The following is a 22,626-nucleotide window of genomic DNA, read 5'->3' as shown; positions in this document are numbered from 1 at the left end:
ACGGCGCCGGGGCGCTCTTCGCCCTGCAAGCGGACTGGGCAGAACGTTACGTGCGATCGCCGGGCCGTGTGAGGCACAGCTGGGCGAGTTCGAGCAGAGCACAGTTCCAGGCGTAGTTGGCGTTACACCGCCGCGCCTTCGGTCACGGCACTGTTGGGCACGGTACTGATGTCGGCGCGGCCACGTTGATCACGACACTACGTGCTCAATGGAATGGAGCACGTCCAGTACGAGTTCAAGCATTCTTCGTTGTTCCAGTACCTGCCTGGTGGCATCAAGATGGCGCATATGATCGCCGAAAGACAACGGCGCCGGACAGATTCCCATAGAGCTGTTCTACTTGTTGTCACGATAAGTAGTCCTGTTCATATTAAACCTTGTTCAAGCTTCGACCGTTGTCGCGACAAAGCCCCGCTTCACCATGGCAGGGGTCCCCCCACGCTGTCATCGTTTCATAGGCCGGGGCGGTGGCAAGGGCCTGGTAGCGCCCGGGGCCGCTGCACCGCGGCATTCACGGCGAGATGGCGGGTCCGGCCGGCGGGAGGAGCGGGGACGTCGGACAGGCGCCGCCCCTTACGGCGGCGCTTCCTTTCCTCGATTGTGGCGCACTTCGCTCGGGCTCTTGCCGGTCCAACGCTTGAAGGCGTGCCGGAAACTCACCGCATCGCTGAAGCTCAGGGCTTGAGCGATATCTTCGATGCTTAGCGTGGTCGTGTCGAGGTAATCGATTGCAAGCGCCTTGCGCACATGCATGAGAAGTTCACTGTACGACGTGCCCGCAGCATCGAGTTTCCGGTGCAGCGTGCGCGCGCTCATGCACAGGCCCTCGGCGATTGCCTCGATTTCGGGAAACCGCCCTGGGGTCCGCGTCAATTCCTCGTAAACGCGCCGTGTGATCGCAGACTGAGTGCGGCGTTCTTCGAGCAGTTGCGCGCACTGCGACGATACCTGCGCGGCCGTGATCGGGTGGGCGAGCTGCGGCGCGCGCGACAGCCACGCCGCCGGGTAGCTCAGCACGTTAGCCGGTTGGTCGAACGCGACCGGGCACTCGAGCGCCTGGGACAGCAGCGCCGCATGCGCCGGTTGATCTCTAGAGAATTGTGCACGCGCTGGCACGCACCATCCCCCCATGACGTCCTTGATGACGGTCACGTGTACCGCAAACTGCAGGTCGATCAGGAATTGATGCAGCGACGTGTCGAGTTCCGGCAACATGACCTCTTCGCGGGAGGGAAAGAACCAAGAAGCCGTGTCACCCTGTTTGGCCCAGCGAATGTCGAGCATGCCGTTGGCGAGCTGATGAAACTTGACCGCTGAATCAAAGGCCTGAGCCATGGTTTCGGAGCATAGCATCGCGTAGCCAAGCATCCCGTAGCTTGAGGCGTGCAGCAGGCACCCCACCCGCACACCAAGGTCGGAATGGGCATGGAGACGGACTGCGTTTCGCGCCGCCGTCAGGAACTGCAGGGAGGACGTGAGTGCGAAGGGATCGACGATCGCCTCGGGATCGAGGCCCGTACCCGCGAGTATCGCATTCGCGTCCAGCCCCAATTTCGAAGCAGCATCAATCAAGGCGACGAGCTTCGACGGCGAGAAGCGTTTTGCGGACAGCGTCGGAGGCTGCGAGGCGGCAGATAGTCGGGCGGCGGTGGAATGCGTTGCCGTGGTTTTCAGAGTTGCTTTGCGCTGCATGACGAGTCCGATTCGATGCCGGTTCCAGGAATGTGATTGTGCACCCCGAGTGTGGCGTTGCAGGATCGCAGCCATGCCCGGGGGCGTGTACGTCACTTCGACCAGGCACTTGTGCGGCGCAACATTCCCGGGCAGAGTTTATGTCTGTTTCGATCATAGGCAAAGCGTGACAGGCGCGTGATAGTTCCCGTGGAGAGACGGGGTTGGCGCATGTAGTGCGCGAGACACCGTCGCGCCTGCGGCGTGGAGACGATCCGGGAGCGGTTCCCGTGATTCGGATGAACCGTTTACGCCAACCCGGGAAGGATAATTACATGATCAAGAGACACTGGATCGCGTCGTTCGGCTTGCTTCCCGCCGAGATCGACGCCGATCGATACCCCTGCGTGATGTCAACCCCGCATTCCAGCGGGGATCGAGCCTACAGTTGACCCAAGGCGAAATGGCGGGGTTGCCAACCAATGTGAATGTCAATAGTAAGTGGTCGCCCGTTCTCAACGGGGGCATGGATATAGCCTTGGACCGCCTGGGGTAAGCGCTTGAGGTCGAGTGCATTCTTCATGCACTCCAGGATAGCGAACTGCGGCGCGCCGCGGGTTTACGTACTTTCGCAAACGGCGCGCCTGCCGTTGTTTACGTGCAACGTACCGGGCTAGCTGGCGCGCTCGTAATGCCGTGTAGGATGACGGCGAAGCGCGTCGATGTCGATGCCATCGAGCGGCCAGTGGAGCTGCTGTGTGGTCAGCTCGATCACTTCGTGATCGCGTCGCGGCCACACGAAACGGTCCTGCTTGAGCCGGCGCAACAACAGCCAGAAGCCCGTGCGCTCGTACAACAGGAGCTTGATCCGGTTGCATTTACGGTTGCGAAACGCGTACACGGCGCGCGCGAGCGGATCCAGTCGCATTGAATTCTCAACCAGGGCGGCAAGGGTATTGATACCGCACCGGAAGTCGATCGGCTCGCGATGCAGATAGACCCGCAGGTCTTCAGCGAAGCGCAGCATCACCGGCTCCTCAATGCGTCGATCATCGCTGTGAGCAGCGCCGTATCCTGTTGCGTACATGGAAGTTCAAGACTCACCCCGTTGGGCAACTGCGCGACCAGGCGTGATGGCAACGGCGGACGCTGCGAGGCACGCGTCACTTCACGCGCTCGGGGCATTGGCGTCACAGCCCCAGACGCAGGCGGTCTCGAATCCGCGCGCACCGTGTATGGATCTGTGCCGAGTTCACGTCGTCCTGCGCCGACAGTTGCGCCGGGGCGGGGGTGGCAATGGGTAGAGTGCAGATCAGGGCTGTCGTGACGGCAGCGCGAATAAGCGTGGTATGCATGAGAACCTCCGTTACAGTTAGGTGAGAGGCTGAGCCTCTCCTTGCCCTGTACGCAGGCGCGCGTACATTGGATGCATTTTCCTGACGCGTCGAAACGTTGGGTGACTCGACAAGTTCAGGCTCGTTCCAAAGGTCATGCATCGACCTCGGCGACAGGGGAAGAGCGGGCAGACAACGGGCAGCACGTCAAGCGGCACGGGCGACGTAATTGCGGCCGCTCAAGTTGTCTCGGGTAGGCCCCCGCTGCGAAGCGCTGTCTAAGGTTGTCATGTGGCTCACTCCTCGAGTGCTTCACTCGTACGCTCGCAGCCGTTGGTCGGTGCTCTCACGCTTACAGTAAGTCGAGGGCAGGGACGTTGTCGTCGGAAATGAAGGTATTGTTCGCTGCCATGCCGTGTAAGCTTTTCAACTTCAAGAGGTCGGCTATATAGCAGAGGTCGCATTGTAGTTGTGTACCGCGTGCGGCGCCCGAAACCGGCGCAAGCCTATCCTGCCGTACCTCATTTTTAATGTCGTTTTTTATTTACCGCCTAAGCACTTTCTGCGAGGTCGGCCGGGAATATCCGTGAAGCGGCCAGATGCGTTCGCGGGATGCAACCCCTTAGTTGGCTGGTCTTCCTTTGCTCGTCCGCGCATCGTATCTCACGGTGGGGGCTGCCGATTGATCGAGTCTGCATACTGGGCAGGTCGATTTCTGCGACGTGATCCGGTCCACGGTCGATACCTGAATTTCATATGTCTGCGGGGGCTGTGGCTGGAGTCGGCAATCGCATGCGCTGAATCGTTGAGGTCAATTTCGCTTCGCGCGACTGTTGATCTCACAAAATCTGCCGGCTCTTTTCCCGAAGTATGTCGGCAGGGCAACCGGGAGTTCGTGGGGTAGGGGATATAGTCTCCGAGACTATCTGTCTCTGTCGGCTCGCAGCTCTATGGTTCGCATCCTGATGGCCAAACGATTCAGCCGGTTGCCTGTGATCGTTCTGGGCCCGCGCCGTCGTGAAGTCTCCTTCGCTACACTTTCCGGACAACAGCCCGGTCCGCTGCTCGTGCCAAACGTGTCCAAAATATTTCTTTTATTCCAACGCGATCCGTCTGATTCCTTGACGTTCCGATAGCGAAAATCCGGCCAAAAGCAGGTGTTGACGAGATCTTCCTGAGTGAACAAGATGGGATAAAGAGAGCAAGACGGAGCGAGCCATGCCAGTTGCGAAAAGCTATACCCGGGCGCAATGGGATGAGCTTGTCCGCACTTTGGAATCACTGCCGGTCAAGCCAGAGGCCGAGCAGCGCGTCTCTATTACCGATGCGATGAAAGAGATGCGTCTGGTAATCGGTGCGGTGAGGAAGAAGGGATATACGCTGGAAGAGATCGTTGAACATGCACGGAAGAAGGGCGTTGATTTTAGCGTTGGCTCTGTCAAGTACGCCTTATACCCATCGAAGAAAGACAAACCAGCTCGACATTCTGCAAAGGAATCGGCACCAGACAATGCCGCGCCATCGCCTCGTACGAAGAAGGCAAGCAAGGACGATGTACCGCGCGCGGAGGCTGTCAGAGAAAATCAGAAGCAGGATGGGGGAGAGATTGTCAGTAGGCCGGGAAGCATGGTGATGCGTGACGCGTTCTCATTCGAGATCAGGCCTGACACCGAGAACCTTTAGAGGATTCAAATGGACATGACGACTTACCCCATCTATCTCGTCGGTGGTAGCAAGGGCGGCGTGGGCAAGAGCTTTGTTGCGCTCGCGCTGGCCGATTATCTGCTCCGGCGGGATATTCATGCGGCGCTGGTGGAAACGGATACCGCCAACCCGGACGTGATGAAAGCAGTGCAGGATGAGATGCGTTGCATCGCCTATAACCTGGACGATGCAGACGGCTGGATCGGCCTCGTCAATTTCTGCGATGAGCAACGGGACGCGGCGATCGTTGTGAACACTGCGGCGCGGAGCCAGACCGGAGTTGAGCAGTTCGGCGCGACACTTGCCGGTGCGCTTGGCGAGCTTCGGCGCCGGCTTGTTGTCCTGTGGGTGATTAACCGGCAACGCGACAGCCTCGAACTGCTGAGCGCTTTCAGCGAGACGTTCCCGGACGCGGTAACGAATGTTGTGCGTAATGGCTACTTCGGTCCGGCGGACAAGTTCACGCTGTATCAGGGATCGCAGCTTCGCCGTTCCGTCGAATCGCGCGGTCACTCACTGGACTTTCCCGATCTTGCAGATCGGGTTGCGGACGAGCTTCGCAGTCAGCGCATGTCAATCCGCAAGGCGGCGGCGACGATGCATATCGGTGAACGGGTCGAGCTATTGCGCTGGCGTTCGTTGTGCGATGCCATGTTCGCGAAGGTAACGGTCGATGGATAACAGGGAGGGCAGGCCGGTCGATACGCTTGCCTGTCTGTTTCTCGACGTCACGGGTGAATTGCCCGATGACACCAGTGTCCTGAGAATGCGACGGGTGTCCGGCGCACTCAACCTGCGCGACAACGATGCACTGTGGTCCGTGCTGGTCATGCTTGAACATTACGGGCGGCTCTATGAGGCCATGCCGGAACGGATCCGGCAGGCGGGCACGGGCAGTTTCGATGCCGTGCGGGCCGAAGCACGCGCGGCGACGGATGCGCTGATGGAGCAGCATCGCGATGCGCTTGCCCGCTGCAAGGCCACGATCGAACTGGCGGAGCAAATGACCGCCGAGCACGAAGCGCGCTACCGGGCTGCGGTTGCCGCGCTGAACGACGAGGCGCTGGCTACACTCACGAAGCGGGCAGCGAACCACATTGCCCGCGTTGCTGGTAACCGGCTCGTGGGGGCGACGACTGTCGCCGTACGTGAGCAGCAGAAACGGATCGATGTCGCGCTCACGTCATTCGGGCACGTCGCCACGCGGCGACTCGTGCGGGCATGCTATGGGCTGGTCGTCGGTGGGCTCATAGTGATGCTGGCGGCGGCGGGTGCGGGCGCGCTGGCCGGATGGTGGGCAGGCGTGCATTGGGGGCGGGCGGAGGGCTCGCCGTCTGCCCGCTCGGATTACACGTCGTTTGTGTCACCTTCCATGAAGTCAGTGGCGTGACGAAGCACGTTTGCTGCCGTGTCGTTCTGGTCGAAGGCAATCATCGGTGCCCGGTGGCCTTAATCTTCGGCGCGGGCCAAGGGCCATGTGGTAGTGCTGGCCTTCGTTGTATTGCAGATCGGTGGCTTCAACGAAAGTCAGGTAGAGGTCGGGCGAGCCTTCGGCATTTGTGGCGAGCACGGTCATGCGGATGCGGTTGGCCATGATGGGTTTCTCCAGTTCAGTCCGGCAGGCGGCGGATACGGGCTTGCCGCCTGCTTCGCCTCGTTGCCTGGGCGAGGGGTTGCATTACGTCGCGAGCGGGCGGGATTGCGTGCCATTCATGCTGTCCGAAGCCGGGAAAGGCCACGGCGTCAGCGGACTACCGGCGGCGGGCGCAGCTCCTGCGTCGGTGGGTGTGTCGTTGACGTGTTCTGTGCCGTTACTTGCATCCGGTTCCGCACCGGGGGCCTCGCCTTCCGGCGTTTCGTCCGCGCCGTCTCCGGTGTCCGCGTCGTCGCTGTCGGTTCCATCCGCGTCGTCACGGTTTTCCCATGACGATATGGCCGGGAATTCACGATCGGTGAGGATTTCCGGGAGCCGTGTGTCACGAACGCAGACGATAAGCCTGCGGTGCTGTACTGAAGATGGGAGAAGGCCTCCCGAAGTCGGCTTTCAGGAGCAGGCTTCAAACCGCCCGGTGCTGCTGCGCCCAAAAGGCGTGGTGGTGAGCGACCGTGGAAAAGTCATCCGGAGAGGGTGGCAGGTACGTGTTGAGAAGATGAGCGAAAGCAAACCGTCCGATGACGCATCGTTAGAAATCTAAGGTACTGCCAAAACTGGAGCAGGGCTCCCGCTCCAGGATCAGTCGGGACGTCACCTGATTACGGACCCGATGGCAGTCGGTGTATAGGCGGCATGAGCTCAGCACAGGCTTCGGTACGGAACGTGAGAACCTTGTCCTGAATGTGAAGGGAAATGACAAATGGCAGACACCATGAGGAAGAATACCGATGTCAGGGCAAGGGGCGGAGTTGCCCGTAGTAGCGTTGAAGCTCTTGTAATGAGAGCGGAGCGAAGGGGCAACGTTACCCAGTTGACGAAGGTTGCCAACCTGCATCTGCGGGGATGAGCGGCATGAAATCAACAAAACCGCATGAGATTGCGAAGCGCACGGTGTGGGAGGCCTATCAACTGGTAAGGGCCAACCGCGGAGCTGCTGGTGTGGACGATGAAACGATCGCCATGTTTGAGCAGAACCTGTCGAGGAATCTGTACAAGCTGTGGAACCGGATGTCGTCGGGGTCTTATTTCCCGCCGCCCGTGAAGCAGGTTGAGATACCCAAGGCAAAGGGCGGAACCAGGAAACTGGGGGTGCCTACCGTGTCGGATCGAGTTGCTCAAACTGCCGTCAAGCTGATGATTGAACCGATTCTGGATCCGCTATTCCATGAAGATTCATATGGATACCGGCCGGGTAAATCGGCGAAACAGGCGATCGCGGTAACGCGTGAGCGTTGCTGGCGATATGACTGGGTTGTCGAGTTTGATATCAAGGCAGCGTTCGATCAGATCGATCATACGTTGCTGATGAAGGCGGTGAGGCAGCACATTCGGGAGGACTGGATGCTGCTGTACATCGAGCGGTGGCTGACTGCGCCGTTTGAAACAGCAGAGGAGGTTGTGCCTCGCACATGCGGAACACCGCAGGGCGGGGTAATCAGTCCGATCCTGATGAACCTGTTCATGCATTACGCATTTGACAGCTGGATGAAGCGTGAATATCCACGCTCGCCGTTTGCACGCTACGCCGATGACGCGTTGGTTCACTGCCGAACTCGGGCGCAGGCGGAAGTCGTGATGCAGGCTATCGCATCACGGCTTCAGGCATGTGGACTGACGATGCATCCGGAGAAATCGAAGGTAGTGTATTGCAGGGATAGCAATCGCACCGGACAGTATCCGAACGTGCAGTTTACGTTTCTGGGATTTACGTTTCGTCCGCGGGCGGCGGTGAATAAACACGGTCGGCGGTTCACGAATTTCTTGCCGGCGGTGAGTAATGACGCGCTGACACGGATGAGACAGAAGGTGCGAAGCTGGCGGCTACATCGACGGACGTCGGTGACGCTGAACGATCTCGCAGAGCAATGTAACGCGACGATACGCGGGTGGTGGAATTACTATGGGGCATTCTATCGGACGGCCATGCACAAGCTCTCGGTCTATCTGGATTTGAGGCTGGAGCAATGGGCCAGACGCAAATACAAGAAGCTGTCGCAGCGCAAGCGGCGCAGCGTGCTCTGGCTCAGCAAGATGAAAAGAATTTCTCCGCTATTGTTCTACCACTGGCGAATTGTTCGTCGTGCGGTTGGGTAACGGGAATTGATATGAACGCGTCCCGCCCGTGAAACGTCAGCAAACCAAGATCGCCCCTCGCGAACTGACCGTATCAAAGGGCCAAAATGGAACATGATTGAGGTCCGCATAGGCATACCGGAGATCCAGCATGAATCACACAGCGGTGGGCGTGGATATCGCCAAGAACGTGTTCCAGCTGCATTACATCGATCCAGCTACCGGCGAGATCGTAAACAAGCCGATCAAACGGGCGAAGTTTCTTGAGTTCTTTGCAAACCGCGAGCCCTGCTTGATCGGGATGGAAGCGTGTGGCGGTGCGCACCATTGGGCGAGACAGCTCACGAAATTGGGGCACGAGGTGAAACTCATGCCGGGCAAGTTCGCGAAGGCATTCAATATCGGAAACAAGAAGGATGCAGCCGATGCGCGTGCAATATGGCTGGCCGTGCAGCAGCCGAGTAAGCCGGTCGCAGTGAAGACAGAGATGCAGCAGGCGATGCTCGCATTGCACCGGATGCGTGAGCAGCTCGTGAAGTTCCGGACCATGCAGATCAACGGCCTGCGCGGTCTATTGACAGAGTATGGTGAAGTGATGGGCAAAGGGCGTGCTGCTCTCGATAAAGCAATACCGCAAGTACTCGGTCGCGTTGCAGAGCGCCTGCCTGCGGTCGTAATTGACACGCTTCGCGAACAGTGGAGTGGGCTCACGAAGCTCGATGAACAAGTAGCCAGTATTGAACGCCGGATGCGCGAGTGGAAAAAAGAGGATCCGCAAGTGCAGGCCATTGGCCAGATTCCTGGTGTCGGGCTGCTGACGTCTACCGCGGCCGTCGCAACGATGGGTGATGCAAAGGCATTCAGGTCCGGTCGCGAGTTTGCCGCGTGTATCGGGATTGTGCCAAAGCAGAGCGGCACGGGTGGCAAGGTGAACCTGCTCGGCATATCGAAGCGTGGCGACACATACTTGCGCGGGCTGCTGATTCACGGTGCACGCAGTGTCTTGTCGAATTCAAAGAACCCCGGCGAGTGGGTCGAGCAGATGATGAAGCGACGGCCGAAGAACGTCGTGATCGTTGCGCTTGCCAACAAGATGGCGCGCACGATCTGGGCAATGCTGGCTCATGATCGACCGTACCAGAAGGAGTATGTGAGCGTAAAGCCGGCCTGAACGGCTCGCACGCTGCAGGAGTCGTCCCAGGAGATCAACGTTTAAGACAAGGACAGGGTGAACGTCGAAAGGTTGCGCAGCAACGAGTGTGATGACAAACCAGGTAGGACCCGGACTCGCTGAACCTGTATACGGCTCCGAGCTTCGAGCTCGCGACAGGAATGAGGTGCGAGTCAGCGGATTTCATAGAGGCCCGCAGCAAAATTACCGGCTGCAACAAGGCCGGATAGAGAGCTGCAGCCCACCCTGCCAGTCAGACCACGCGAAAGCTGTTGCAAAGCGGGACGCGTTCATAGAGAGCCGTATGAGGCGAGAGCTTCACGTACGGTTCTGGGAGAGCCTCGGGGTGCAACTCCCCGGGGCTACTCACCATGCTGCCTTTGCGAGCCGAAGCTCCGCTGCTGCTGCCGCGTCTGCTTTCTTCATCTTTTCGAGGTCGATTGCGGCCTTGGGTGACACGGCGGCGGACACGACTTCCGCGATACGCGCCTTGCTGACATGATCGAAATACGTCGCACGCGTCGCTGTCCAGTACCGGGTCATGTCCAGGTTCAGCGCACTTGCTAGCGTGTTGATCGCAAGCGGCTTTTCCTCGGCCCCGATTCCGTCGAGCAGGGTGCCGGTGCAGAACGCGAGCAGGTCGAGCAGCGTCGTGCCGGGATCCTGTTCGATCAGCCACGGCAGAAGGTTGCCCCGCTTTACGGGCAGTTCCGCAATCCAGCGCGCCCGCTGCGTTTCGATGGCATTCCATGCGGGGCTGGCGGACAGGTCGTCGGCCGCGCGCAGCAGGCTGTCGTGGTTGTTCTCGCCGGACAGTGCGAAATAACTGCGTGAGGACGCGTGCCCGCAGTGCTCGGGCAGTGCCTTTGGAACCAGGTGGTGCAGCAGGGCGGCGAGCGCTACAGTGGGCTGCGCGACCAGTTCCGCGTGGACGGCAGCGGTGCGGTGTGCCGTGAGCCGCTGGCAGAGTTTCGCGCTGTGGACGGGTTTGACTTTCACAACCTTCGCGCATACGGTATCCGGGCCTTCGGCTGTGGCGGTGCCAGTTGTGGTCGCGCCTGCCGCGTCGAGCGCGGCGCTATTCTCGCGTCGCACGAGGCCGCGTTCGATGACGAGTTCGCCCTGCGGCCCGACGATCACTAATGCACCCGCTTCGGCCATGTGCTGCGCGTCCCATACGAGCGTGCGGCTTTCGAGTGCGATGATCGCGGCATTGACCTGCTCCATTTCGTCGTTGAGCCGGTCGGCTTCCTCGTAGGCATCTTCGTCGCCCTCCGACAGTGCTTCGATCTTTTCAGCCAGTTCGTCCTGCTGCGCGGTGAAGGCGTCCATTTCGCGCTGTTCGTCGTCGGTGTATTGGCGCTGCACCGGGCGCAGCCTGCCGTGGCGGTTCAGTTCGGCAAAATCGCGTTCGACTCGCGTTTCCGTCCAGCCCCATCCCTCGGCCTGGACTTCGGCTGCAGCAGCGTCGAGCTTTTGCGCGACGAGCTTCTGCAGCAGTTCCGCATCGGCGATATAACCGGCGTTCTCGTCGTCGCTGAACAGGTCGCGACGCACGTAGCCGCCCGCTGCTTCATAGGCGGCGAGGCCAACAAAGCGTACGAGACGGCTACGGCTCGCGTCGATCTCGGCGCGCGTGATCGACTGCCGCAGGTAGTTCGGCTGACGTTGCCACTCGTTTGCGTCGAACCATATTTTTTCCTGCGTTTCGTGGTCGTCTGCGAGGGCGAGCGCAGCAAGCTGATCAAGCGTGATTGCGTCGTCGCGCAGCAGCGTGAGCAGTTTGGGCGACACGTTAGCGAGCCTCATGCGACGCTTGACCGTGAGTGGCGAGGCAGAGAACAGCGCCGCGATGTAATCGACACTGCGGCCTTCCTCAGCGAGCATCCGGTACGCGCGCAGCACGTCGAACGGGTCGAGTCCTTCGCGTTCGCTGTTCTCGATCAGCGAAATGGCGAGGGCTTCGCCTTCGCTGACGATCCGCACCGGCACCGGATAGTCCGCCGCGATATGGTTCTGCTCGTAAAGCAGGTCGAGCGCGGCTTTGCGACGCTGGCCCGCGCAGACCCCATACCGGCGCTGTTTGCCCCGCGATCCCTTCATCTCATGGACGACGAGGTTTTGCAGCAGACCCTTTGCCCGGATGCTCGCGGCAAGCGCCGGAATGTTCGAGAGCGGTTTCGTGCGGGCGTTGAGCGGCGAGGGCCGCAGGCTGGAATACGCCACGGTGGCGACCAGCTGTTCGTTGCCGAAGTTGGTTTCGAGCGGCGAAACGGTTTCGTCAGTGGTTGCCGCAGGGGTTTCGACTTGAGATTGCATGACTGACTCCAGAAAATTAGAAAGAAGGTTCCGGGACGGGTCCTGCCGGATTCCATCAGGACGTAACCTGGCTAGGAGTCCTGATGGAACGAGGTGGGGGGACGTTGCCGTCCCTGAGGCGCTTATGCTTTCATCTGGCGCATGGCGTCAGCGAGCATCCACAGCGCGCGGTTGAGCTTCACGTTCTGGTCGATGCCGGTGATCGGGCGAGTCGACATGGCGCGTCCGCTGCGCGAGCGTCCATGCAGCCCGCCCTTCGTGAGGTTTTCCTGCACGCGGTTGAATACGGTCCACAGGTCGTCGCGGCGATCCTCGAAACGGCGCGGTACCAGTAGCTGGCTTTCGGTGACGGGGGCCAGTGCCTCGGCATCGGTCGGGTCGTAGCGCAGCGCAAGGGCGGAACGGGCGAATGCAGCGCGCATGCTGTCCTTCTGCTCGCGGATCAGGTCGAAGCCGTCGAGCACGTCGAAAGCGCCATTGACTACGTTCTGGATGACGTTGCCTTTGTGTGGCACGCGGATATCGGCGATGTTCTCGCCCGCGACCATGCCGTTCTGGCAGACAAACCGGAAGGTGCCTGCCAGCATCTGGTAACTGCTGGTGCCGTCGTGCGAGTTCAGCAGCACGATTTCGTCGGCTTCCTCGCCGGTGATCTGGTCGGCGTGGCGAAGCCGCAGCATGTGTTTTGTGAACTCGCGCTTGCCCTGATCGCGAACACGGGTCTGGCAGATCATGAACGGCTGAAACCCTTCGTTGCGCAGACCGCGCAGGACGTCGATGGTGGGAATGTAGGTGTAGCGTTCGGAACGGCTTTCGTGTTTGCCGTCCGCGAAGATGGAAGGGGCAACGTGGCGAATCTGGTCGTCCGAAAGCGGCGAGTCAGCGCGCAGCATCGGGGAGCCGTAATGGAAAGAGGAAGCGAGTTGCATGGCAGTCTCCACAGTCAAGGTTGAGGACCTGAACCGGGCGATGGAATGTGGTTTGCCCTTGCGGCTGGACACTTTCCGGTGGAACTCGGGGTTGGCTTTGCTGCCGCCTGGCTCCCGGATTCCCGCCCGTGCGACTCGAGGAGCCGATAGCGGGCAGGCGTCAAGGAAAAGGGCGAGGGAGGGGTGCGGGCAACACGGTCCCTCGCCCCTTGATGCGTGGCCGCTATCGGCTACGGTCGCGGGTCAAGGGCGGGAAGCTGGGAGCCAGGTGCATGCCATGCCGTGAGTTGACCGGGCATTAAGGTGTGGTTCTAAGGGCATAGCCGTGAAGGTCGCCCCTCGATAGAAGGCGACGCGGTTGACTGTTGTGCCTTCAATTGCTGACCGACCATCGGCGCAATCGGGTGATTAACGATCGTGCGCGAGTGCAGGCCAAAATACCCCTGTCCTCCTCGGACTGACGGCAGTCCTGCAGCCTTCCGCTTCCACGGCCGCGCGGCCGCCGGCCTCTCTTAGCGAAAGGATCGGGAACTTGCCGACATCGTGACGCGGGGCGGGTTTTCTTTAGGTTTGTTCGACGCCTGCCCATGTCCGCAGGCTCGCGAGCACGCGTCAGTGCATGCGGGCAGGCGTTGGACAAACCAGAAGGGAGGAAACCGCGGAGTGCTCCGATGCGCTCGAGGTTGTGACGGTTATGGTGATTGATAGCCCGCAGTGTTCAGGGGCGTCGCCCGATGAGCGCTCGGACCGTCTGGCAGATGGGCCGTGACGCGGTGACGAAGCGGCGCAGTCGTGCAATCTGGCAGACGGAGCAGTTGTGTGTGAGTCTGCGCGAAGTGCCAGGCGCAAACGTCCACCCGCGGGCCGCATTGCCACCGGGCCGATGGCCGGGTCGCACGTTCAGGAACAGTTGTCTTCATGGCATGCTCCGGGGCGTGGGTGGCGCGCGAATCGGCGCGGTCCGCGCAAGGATATCGGTGATGATCATCGGGGCGCCGCAGTGCCGGCAGATGAAGGCCGGTCTCGTTTCGATGACCGTGTCTTCGGGTGATGCGCTGATCTCTGGCGTGACGTGCAGCAGTTCACGCACCTTCGCGAGACTGGCGCGGCGCACCGGGTTCGCAAGCAGTCCATAGTGACGGATGCGGTGGAAACCACCGGGCAGCACATGCAGCAGGAAGCGGCGCATGAACTCGCCGGCTTCCAGCGTCATGGTCTTGTAGCGGGTGCGCCCCTTCGCACGATAGTCCTTCCAGCGGAACGTCACGCCGCGCTCATCGAACGCAAGCAGGCGCTGGCTGGAGATCGCCACACGGTGGGTATAGCGTGAGAGATACGCGAGTACCGCTTCGGGGCCCGCGAAGGGACGTTTGGCATACACGACCCATTCGCAGGCACGCAGCGGCGCAAGCCACCGCGCAAAGTCAGCCGGGTCGGCGAGTCCGGCACACTCACCGAAGAACTGCAACCGGCCACACTGGTGTGCCTCCGTCAGCGCTTCGAGGAAGCGCCTGCGAAACAGGCGTGGGAGCACGCGCACCGGCAGGAAGAAGCCAGGGCGGCAGGCAATCCACCGCTCGCCATCCGGTGACAGACCGCCACCGGGAACGATACCGTGCACGTGGGGATGATGCGTGAGCGCCGAGCCCCAGGTGTGCAGCACGAGCGTGGCACCGATCTGCGCACCGAGGTGCCGGGTATCAGCGGCGATCGTGCGCAGCGTCTCGGCGGCGATGTCGAACAGCAGTCCGTAGATGACCTGCTTGTTGTACCAGGCGATGGCGCCGACCGGTGCGGGTAAGCGTGAACACGACGTGGAAGTATTCGACGGGCAGCAGGTCGGTCTGGCGTGCCTCGAGCCAGCGGCGTGCGGCACTGCCTTCCTCATCAATCTCCACGTCGGACGCTCCCCGATTCAAGGGGATCAGATGCGCGCGCCACTTTTCATAGTTAGCGTTTACTTCGACGGTGATTCGGGTAGCATCGCTTGTGATCTCGTCACGCAATGCGACGAACTGCGGCCAAAGACCTTTCAATACATGTTCTAGCCAGTTGTCGCTTCCGACATGCCAGTTGGGTACTGCAACTGTGGCTAAAGCAACCTTCTTGCGAAATTCGTCCAAACCATCACCAATAATCAACGCCATGGAACTCCTCGGATCCGATGCCGGACGTCCCCTTTCTTTAAAAATATCGACGTCCACTTCGTGAAAGTCTTAGCCCCCGATATTTCCAGAGACTGCGATTATTTTCGCCAGCGCCTTACTCGAATCTCATTGAGCTTCGACTCTTTCGAAATCTGATCAAGCGCGGCGGTCACGGTGCCTGCTATCGGTTGTGTTTCCGCGCCGCGCATGTGCGCCGCGCGGTACAGGTGATCGATCAGCACTCGCAGAGTGTCGCCCTGATGTTCCCTGAACAATGCGGAGAGGTCATCGGGTGAAGCTTTCAACAGTGACTCTTCCATTCTGTCGTTCCACCCCTTTTCCTCGATCAATAGCATTGCCGCGGACGCCAAATCAAGCGCGCCTTCTTCCACTGTCAACTCTTCCGCGAACCTCCTCTTGAGCGTTTCGTCGTCTACGTCCCGGGACCAGGGCGAGTCGTCGATCCTGAACAGTCCCGGACGGCCTGCGTTGAGTTCCACGTACTTGTCAATCACGGCATCTGCCTCATTGTTAAAGCCGAGTTCGCGAAGCAGCTTGACTGTACTGTTCAAGTTAAGGGGCGATATAACCGTCGCAGCAACCTCGACAGCGTTCACAAACGCGTGCATTAGATCCTCGGCGGTGCCGTCAATTCGGTCGTGAAATATCTTCCACGCCTCAGTAAAGACATCGTCTAACCTTGCTCTGTCAGCAACTGCGTCTAAAGCCTGCGCCTGTTTTGCAAGCTCCGATCCATGCGCGTAACCGTTCTTCAAAATGCACAGCACTTCCATGTCGAACTCGTCGCAAGCTAAAAATCCGCATCCGTGCAGCTTCTCGCGCCACGTCTCCTCGATTGTGTCCTTGCCTACGCCCATGGCGATTGAGTACCAGTTGTAGCTGATGACCTGTTCAGCCGTCGGAAAGCCAATGCCCTGCTCGTATAGTGTTCCGGCGAACACTGCTACGGCGATAGCGGCCTGCTGCTTTACCGCGTCCGTGCAGTTGGGTATCACGTTTTGCACAGTCCGCAGTCCATTCGCGATCTTCTGGACGGTTCGGATATTGTTGATGCCGAGCGTTTCGACGCAGGGGATCGCGAAGTCTCGCAACGGAGTACCAACGGGCAAACCGAGTTCAACGGCTTCGCTCGCGGTGGTCACGAACGCAAGCTTTTTGTCCACGACCTTTTCGCTGGCCTTCTCATACTGCTTTGCACGGTCGCCTAGCTGCGCTTCGTTGAAAAGTAGAATGACCTTGCACTGAGACTCGACCTTAAGTTCTGAAACGAGACCCATCAATTCATCCATCGCGATGCCCGAACCAAGCCGCTCTATGTCATCAATACAAATGACAGTCTTGCTGATTAGTGAGACAGCAATTGTTTCGAGCAGAACCGTGACCTGCTTTCCGCCATAAGGGATTTTCTCGGACAGCGTCGTAATCGTTTTCCAGATAGCATGTCCGCGACCTTTGGCGAGAACATGCTCGGTGCCATCAACGACCTTTCCAAGCTTGTCACGATGCACGGGGAAGCGCCTTGTTTTTATAAGTATCATGGAGCGCAGGTCGCCTATAGACTTTGCGCCGAACGCCGAAACGTACGAATATCGCTTTAACGATTCGCTGCCGGCGTACGACTGGACCAAAGACTGAAGCGCAAACGTTTTGCCTACTCCCCATTTACCACTTATCGCAAGGACTTCTGGTTTTGTACTGTCAAGAAATTCGTTGATTACGCCTTCGATCACGGCCCTGGTCATTTGTTGTTTTCCTAGTTTCTGATTGGTCTGGTGATCAGATATTAGCGCAAGCTACGCATTCAAGAATCGCTCGTCTTTGTCCAATTCTTTTCTCACGCAGTGAGCCTGTCAATTGTGAAAACCAGCTTCAGCGAGCCTCTGTGAGAATTAGTTGGCGAACGCAAATGATAGTCGAGTATCTTGGCTAAGACGTTGGCCGCCCGCAATAGGCATCCAAAGCCGGGCGGAGCGTCGTTACCTCAGGGGGTAACGCAACCGAGATAATTCACCACGGTTTCTCGCGATCTTTATTTTTCATTAACCGCGTAAGCACTTGCTCCATGCAGAACGTGGCTAGCTGTTGACTTAATTTGAATGCCTGCCACAGGTCATTAAGCATGAAGTCTGTGGCCTGATATCTCACCTCGATACTAGGAAAAATATGGAGATCAGACACCGAAATGGGCATCTTCTCCGGTGCGAGGCAATCGGCGACGGCTTCGAATGTTGAGGGTAATCCGTGGTTGTATGGCTTGCGCTTCAACTGACGTTCGTCGATCCCTCGGACGACATTCAATACAGCCTTCAACGAGAGCTCCACCACGTGGCGGCAGTCCTCGATTGCCTTCATATTTTCCGCCAACAGCAGAGAGGTCGCAGAAAGTAGATGACGGTCGGCGGCGGCTAGGAATTCGCAGTACAGGGGGGACTCTCCGTCGCCTTTGATCCTCTCCAATTTCTCGATGCTTACGAAGAAGTTGTAGGCCGCAGTGAAGTGCTGGAAGTATTCCTCAAAGCCCACCGCATCCCTCGCTAGACGCTCGCGCAGCGCCGACGGCATCCCACGAATCTGCTTCAGTGGCTCGATCCGGACAGATCCATAGACAAGAGGCAGGGAGATTTCCCAGAAACTCAGATCGAAGAAGCAAACCGATTGCCTGAATGGTTGCTGCACATGCTTCCCGTACTGAGTGTTTTTGGCGAACCACTCACCAATAACCCGGGTCGCCTCACCCCCAAGGCCGATGCTCTGATTAGACTCGATACACCATAGCCGGTAAGCCTCCATCGGCCGGCGGGCTGGAAGCATGCCATCCCGAGACAGCCTCTCGTTGGTTTCATCTAACCAATGCTCGGATGGCAGCCGAAACGAAGCGCTCTCAAACTCGAACATCTCCTTTTTCCTCTCGCATAAGTAGGTAAGCTTTCCGATCGGAAAATTTATCTGAAAACGGGGAGCCGCTAATCAGGTTCAACGGATAACGGATGAGGCATCGTTTTTTGTGCGTTGTGCAGCTAGTGAGGAAAGTGTTCAACACACCTTGTAGCTGGCCTTCAACTCGCGTATCAACACGCCAAATGCCGCACCGACGTTTCCACTTGGGAATGGAACATAGACCACACCAGATAGGTTCGTGGGGATGGTGACGCCCTCTTCATGCAGAACACAAACGCGAGACCTACCGTACTTAGCTTGGAAAAAAGCCTATCTCGTGCATGACGCGTTCTCGCGCACACGCGCCTTGCCAGCGTCATCCATGTCGTCACCAGTCATCACGATCACAGCGCTATCGCATGAAGACGCGTTGCGCTCCAGTTTCTCGATGATTGTCTGCCCGGCGCTCGGCTCTTGCGCTAGCTCAAGCGTAGCGAGGCCGATGTCCTTCTCGATGTATGCCTGCACCTCGCGCCAGTCGTTTGCGCGACCGTGCGATATGAAAACGCGCTTTGGTTCAGCGGCGGGCTGCGCCGCCGCAGGCTGCGATAGCTCACTGTTCGACCTAATCTCAAACACTTGGTCGATGTCGCGCCCAAGCTGTTCGATCTGTTCACGGCCGTATACGTACTGCGTCTGCCCGCTCACATACACCTGAAGCGTTGGCTCTACGGCTATCTGCTGGAAGTCACCGTAGAGGTCCGCCAGCAGTTCTCTCAGGCGCTCGATGATGTTGGCAGTCTGGTTGAAGTAGTGGCCAACTGCCGTAGGGGCGAACTGCGTGCGCGGCATGCCGGGCTGTCTTGGATGGCTTACAACTCGCTCGGTCAGCAGTCCAGTAACCACCTTGCGCACCCCAGCAAGCTTCGCCATTGCAGCTTTAACGTCATCCATTTCCGGCCTCGTGTTGGTTTAGTCATCGCATGTTACCGACTATTCAACCGCCTTGGCACGACTATGACGTTTCGACTTCTTCTAGTAATACCCGTATCTGGCTAGCGTTACCGTGGAAAATTCTTGCAATCCATGCTTTTTGCATATGGCATTGACCGGTCGAGGCCGTGTGAAAACGCAGGCTCAACGCGGAGTTCGAAAAAGGCGACCCTCCAGATCGCGCTGTGTTGGCTTGGCGGTGCGTTGGGAAGGGTAAAGCGACACCCGAAAACCGAGTACTTTTACGTTTCCACACGGCCTCGGCCAGGTTCGGCCACCGACTGCTTATCCCAGTCTGACATCCCAATGGCAATTGATGCTCAGGTAACCGACGTTCGCGTATGGGATTCCCGTGCGCATGGACCCACATCGGCCTGCCAGTTTCCCTCAACATCGATGCGAAAGGGGACTCTGGCCGCCGTATACCTGCGCTACAATCCTCCACTCACAAATTGATGCTAATAAGAGCACGCGACGGGGATATTGCTATGGCGGTGAAAGTCACTATAACGAAGTTGAAGTCGATTAAAAACCTTGTCTTCGATGTGCCTTCGAAAGGTGCATTCGTCATTACAGGGGCGAATGGGTGCGGCAAGACCTCGCTACTGACTGTGTTACACCGCATGGGGGCCTCGAACGCGTACCAACTTGGGCTGCCGGGGGGGAAGGCCTCGACTGGAATTGATGGCATCGCTGATACAACAATCGCATATGACATCAACAATAAGTCTGTTTCTTACCGCTATAACCGAATGCGATGGTCGGCAACACCACGTTCGAACTCGAAGCTAGTGCAAAACGCATTCTCAGAGGTTCTTTTTCTTAAAGCAGACGCATCCCGCGTAGAACCAACGCAAGAAGAACTGAAAGGAGTCAGAAAGCTGCCTGCTGATGAGCAACTTCGCAGATTTATGAACGCAGTTTTTGACACTGACAAGTTTGACAATCTGCACAAAATTAACCTGCGAGGCCGTGGCTTAGTTGCTCACCTTGTCGATAAGTCTTTGCCTGCAGACAAAAAGAAATCGTGGTATTCCGAGAAGACTTTCAGTTTGGGCGAACTGTGTGTCATGCGTCTCGGACAAAAATTGCTGGCCATGAAAAACGGTGGCCTGTACATTGTCGACGAATTTGAGATGGCGCTCCACCCGGCGGCCCAAATCAGATTATTTCAGCAGATCGAGACCTTGGCTAAGGAGGCGCCGTGTACGGTCCTTGTGTCGACACACTCTTCAAGCCTGATCAAAAGTGTAGGCCGAAAGAATATCATCTATCTCGAGAACGATGCGGGTGAAGTTACGATTCACCGCAACGTCTACCCGACCTACGCGTTGCAACATCTTGCGCTCGACGAGGAAAATGCTCCGGACAGGTTGATTTTTGTAGAGGACATATCTGCGAAGCAGTGTGTAGATGAACTGTGGAAGCGCCATCTTGCTTCCATTGAGGAAAACGGAAACAAAAGCCTGCCAACTGTGCAGACGGCGGTTATTGGTGGTTACAAGGAAGTGCTAAGGTTTTTGGATCGAAGCAAGTCTTTCGTCCCAGCGCTTACGAGAAGAATGGCTGCGATTGACGAGGACTCAAAAGAGGCTTGCCTACCGCCGGTAGTTGAGACCGGCGCTGCCATACCTGAGCTGACTGTGCCGCAGAAACTCTACAAAGATCAAAATCAGCACGTTGTGTTCTTGCCATGGACTCCAGAAAATGGATTGTGTGACCTCATCGCAAGCGACGTCGGAAAACATCGTCAGGGTATTCAAAATTTCACTGGTGCAGCCAATCTGATTCTCCCATTGGAAGTTGTGCGAGCCCATGTCGCGGAAGAAGGTAAGAAACGCCGAGACAAATGCAAGGAAACAGTTCACAACATCGCGGAGCAAATCGCTCAGAAGATGGCTTGGTCCCATGAGCGCGCACATGATGCATTGATGGGATATCTCGTACATGAGTGGTTCAAAGGTAATCACGATGAGGCACGAGCATTGTGCGGCAGACTATTCAGCTGAACGGGATGAGGTAGTGGCCGACCGCCGTGCTTCCATATCGGCCGCACGCGACAGGCTGCGTCGGACGGCCGAAATGGTTCGAGAGTACGCATTCGCTCACATTGAACGAGACATTCCCGATCGCGCAGATTCGAACGACAGGAAAGGGGACTGAAGCGGCCTCACAAACAGCGATGCCTGAACGTCAGCTCAGGCCGAACTCCGCTCCTTCAGACCCGAGGCCCCGGGCAGCCGCCCCTCACGTTGAACCATACACGTGACGGCGGAGGGAGGGCTCCTGCTGATCGGCAATGGTCCAAAAGGTCGCAATCAGGCGCCCATCTGTGCCGCCAGGAGGCCGTGCTCAGACATCGGCGTGCGCTAGACGACATCCCGATGCACGGAAATGACATGTGTACTGGGCACGGATGTCGTCGGTGATCACGCCATCGACTGACAGATCGTAGTCGATGAAGAGTTCCTCCCCGGGTGCGATAGCGGCGAGTGCGTGAATGAACACCCGCTCGCCCGTCTCGATGGCTTCTCAGTTAGGGGAGCAGGCATGATTCAGGAAGCGGGCGCTGTTGCCACCCCGGGTGCCGTCGATCACACGCCCATCAGACAGACAGAACACGAACGTGTGGCCAGCCGCGGAGCGTTGGCGGGCGGCGGCGCGCCGCCAGCTGGTCAATTCCCCCTCGTACTCGATGACCGGCACGCCTGCGGCGATTGGCTGTAGCGCGAACAGTCCCATGCCATGGACGGGAGAACGTCGTGCGGTGATGCGTCGCAATCGCATGGTGTCGCTTCCTTCAAGTGCATCGCTCTTGTGTGTGAAGTGTTAGGGCGTTGCGAGCATATCGCCACGGTCGCTACCGTTCAATGTCTTGTTCAAAAGTGCAACTAACAGTCAAAGTCACCCGGCGTCGAACTCGGGCTTCCCCCTAAAACGAGCTCACAAAAGACGCATAGCAGCCGCCAAAACCTTACGAGACCAGCGACCGATTTGGCCTAGTCAAACGCATACGCCTGTCGGCAGGTTTTTGCAGGAAGCGACGGCCGGGGAGTAAGACAAATGTGCGCGAGTTATCAAAAATCCTAGTGAACTCCGCTCGAGTGTTCGGAACCGATCATCGTCGTAAAGGGACATTGCGATAAGCTCGGCTCTTACTACGGGAGTTCGACGGCCTCTCGCGTCGGGCGATCTAAAAAAAGACAACAAACACCAATGATCCGTCTATGGAAACGCCTGTGGCGGCGGCTGCTGGGTGCCGGTCGCGGCGGAAAACCGCCTGTCGCGATCGAACAATTCGTCGTCGAAGGCATCGCGCAGGAACTGAACCTGCGCGGTGAAGCGCGGCGTCTGGCAGAAGCCGGCTCGTCCGTGATGCTTGGTTCCGGCGTCGAAGCGTCCATTGTTGCTCGCGTCGATAAGGGCCGTCACGTGCGCATCGAAGACGCTGCACGCCGGGCAATCTACCTCGGCGAGCAGTTCGCCTCATATGACGTGACACCACTCGTGGAAGACGCACTGCAATCCGAGACGACGTTCGCCGTTAAAGCCGACGTCCTTCTCGACTAGGCACGTCCGGCGCTGAACCTGCTGAGCGACCGCGCGAGCCGCGCCGAGGCCGACCTGCAGAGCTTCCGGGACAAGCATGGCATTACGCGGGCCGCCAAGTATCCAAAGGGCGGCCAGAAAGCGCTGCACTGTGTTCTCATTCTCGTTCTGGTCACGGTCGAGG

The 22,626-nt window shown here is 58.4% G+C and carries 16 protein-coding genes and 2 pseudogenes; 7 read left to right on the top strand and 11 right to left on the bottom strand.

The annotated features are described in order from the left end of the window. Positions 1-573 precede the first annotated feature (573 nt). From QFZ91_RS08105 to QFZ91_RS08095, 3 genes are all read right to left on the bottom strand, one after another. Positions 574-1,692: an AraC family transcriptional regulator gene (locus QFZ91_RS08105; protein ID WP_429566895.1), complete on the bottom strand. Its 1,119-nt coding sequence runs from the start codon at positions 1,690-1,692 to the stop codon at positions 574-576. Between the two features lie 652 nt (positions 1,693-2,344). Further along, positions 2,345-2,698: an IS66 family insertion sequence element accessory protein TnpB gene (gene tnpB / locus QFZ91_RS08100; RefSeq protein WP_176108761.1), complete on the bottom strand. Its 354-nt coding sequence runs from the start codon at positions 2,696-2,698 to the stop codon at positions 2,345-2,347. A gap of 163 nt (positions 2,699-2,861) precedes the next feature. Further along, a complete protein-coding gene (locus QFZ91_RS08095) occupies positions 2,862-3,026 on the bottom strand; it encodes a hypothetical protein (RefSeq protein ID WP_429566894.1) in 165 nt (54 codons plus the stop codon). Positions 3,027-4,223: 1,197 nt separating this feature from the next. Here QFZ91_RS08095 and QFZ91_RS08090 point away from each other — a divergent pair. Genes QFZ91_RS08090 through QFZ91_RS08080 form a run of 3 tightly spaced genes read left to right on the top strand, consistent with a single transcriptional unit; the run spans position 4,224 to position 6,099 of the window. Next, positions 4,224-4,688, top strand: coding sequence for a hypothetical protein (locus QFZ91_RS08090; RefSeq protein WP_429566893.1), 465 nt, complete (start codon positions 4,224-4,226; stop codon positions 4,686-4,688). A gap of 9 nt (positions 4,689-4,697) precedes the next feature. Next, on the top strand, positions 4,698-5,390 hold the full coding sequence (locus QFZ91_RS08085; RefSeq protein WP_368593990.1) for a protein mobD: 693 nt from the start codon (positions 4,698-4,700) through the stop codon (positions 5,388-5,390). Continuing rightward, positions 5,383-6,099: a hypothetical protein gene (locus QFZ91_RS08080; protein ID WP_429566892.1), complete on the top strand. Its 717-nt coding sequence runs from the start codon at positions 5,383-5,385 to the stop codon at positions 6,097-6,099. The genes QFZ91_RS08085 and QFZ91_RS08080 overlap by 8 nt, the downstream gene beginning before the upstream one ends. Here QFZ91_RS08080 and QFZ91_RS08075 read toward each other — a convergent pair. Further along, positions 6,088-6,303 (bottom strand): hypothetical protein, encoded by a 216-nt coding sequence (locus QFZ91_RS08075; RefSeq protein WP_429566891.1) that lies wholly within the window; start codon positions 6,301-6,303, stop codon positions 6,088-6,090. The two genes, QFZ91_RS08080 and QFZ91_RS08075, sit on opposite strands and share 12 nt — an antisense overlap. A gap of 912 nt (positions 6,304-7,215) precedes the next feature. Here QFZ91_RS08075 and ltrA point away from each other — a divergent pair. Then, positions 7,216-8,457 (top strand): group II intron reverse transcriptase/maturase, encoded by a 1,242-nt coding sequence (gene ltrA / locus QFZ91_RS08070; RefSeq protein ID WP_429566890.1) that lies wholly within the window; start codon positions 7,216-7,218, stop codon positions 8,455-8,457. 130 nt (positions 8,458-8,587) lie between these two features. Continuing rightward, positions 8,588-9,607 carry an IS110 family transposase gene (locus tag QFZ91_RS08065; RefSeq protein WP_429566889.1) on the top strand — a complete coding sequence of 340 codons (1,020 nt, stop codon included), beginning with the start codon at positions 8,588-8,590 and terminating at the stop codon, positions 9,605-9,607. Positions 9,608-9,973: 366 nt separating this feature from the next. Here QFZ91_RS08065 and QFZ91_RS08060 read toward each other — a convergent pair whose 3' ends face one another. The 6 genes and pseudogenes from QFZ91_RS08060 to QFZ91_RS08035 form a co-directional block, all read right to left on the bottom strand. Then, entirely contained in the window at positions 9,974-11,926 is a 1,953-nt protein-coding gene (locus tag QFZ91_RS08060) for a ParB/RepB/Spo0J family partition protein (RefSeq protein ID WP_429566888.1), read from the bottom strand. Between the two features lie 122 nt (positions 11,927-12,048). After that, a complete protein-coding gene (locus tag QFZ91_RS08055; RefSeq protein WP_429566887.1) occupies positions 12,049-12,855 on the bottom strand; it encodes a DUF932 domain-containing protein in 807 nt (268 codons plus the stop codon). A 916-nt stretch (positions 12,856-13,771) separates the two neighbouring features. After that, positions 13,772-14,738 (bottom strand): annotated as a pseudogene (locus tag QFZ91_RS08050) (IS91 family transposase); the annotation flags it as partial. Between the two features lie 362 nt (positions 14,739-15,100). Beyond that, on the bottom strand, positions 15,101-16,765 hold the full coding sequence (locus QFZ91_RS08045; protein WP_429566886.1) for a P-loop NTPase fold protein: 1,665 nt from the start codon (positions 16,763-16,765) through the stop codon (positions 15,101-15,103). A gap of 265 nt (positions 16,766-17,030) precedes the next feature. Next, a complete protein-coding gene (locus QFZ91_RS08040) occupies positions 17,031-17,918 on the bottom strand; it encodes a hypothetical protein (RefSeq protein WP_429566885.1) in 888 nt (295 codons plus the stop codon). A gap of 312 nt (positions 17,919-18,230) precedes the next feature. Beyond that, positions 18,231-18,854, bottom strand: a complete 624-nt coding sequence (locus tag QFZ91_RS08035) for a TIR domain-containing protein (protein ID WP_429566884.1) — start codon at positions 18,852-18,854, stop codon at positions 18,231-18,233. Positions 18,855-19,381: 527 nt separating this feature from the next. Here QFZ91_RS08035 and QFZ91_RS08030 point away from each other — a divergent pair. Continuing rightward, a complete protein-coding gene (locus QFZ91_RS08030; protein WP_176108751.1) occupies positions 19,382-20,902 on the top strand; it encodes an ATP-dependent nuclease in 1,521 nt (506 codons plus the stop codon). 343 nt (positions 20,903-21,245) lie between these two features. Here QFZ91_RS08030 and QFZ91_RS08025 read toward each other — a convergent pair. Next, positions 21,246-21,680: pseudogene (locus QFZ91_RS08025) on the bottom strand (SET domain-containing protein). Between the two features lie 429 nt (positions 21,681-22,109). Between QFZ91_RS08025 and QFZ91_RS08020 the strand changes: the two are divergent. Beyond that, entirely contained in the window at positions 22,110-22,463 is a 354-nt protein-coding gene (locus tag QFZ91_RS08020) for a hypothetical protein (RefSeq protein ID WP_429566883.1), read from the top strand. Positions 22,464-22,626 lie beyond the last annotated feature (163 nt).

The sequence above is a fragment of the Paraburkholderia sp. JPY419 genome (assembly GCF_050435705.1).
Lineage (GTDB): Bacteria > Pseudomonadota > Gammaproteobacteria > Burkholderiales > Burkholderiaceae > Paraburkholderia > Paraburkholderia youngii.
The sequence above is the reverse complement of the archived record's forward strand: the minus strand, read 5'-3'. Positions and strand labels throughout refer to the sequence as shown.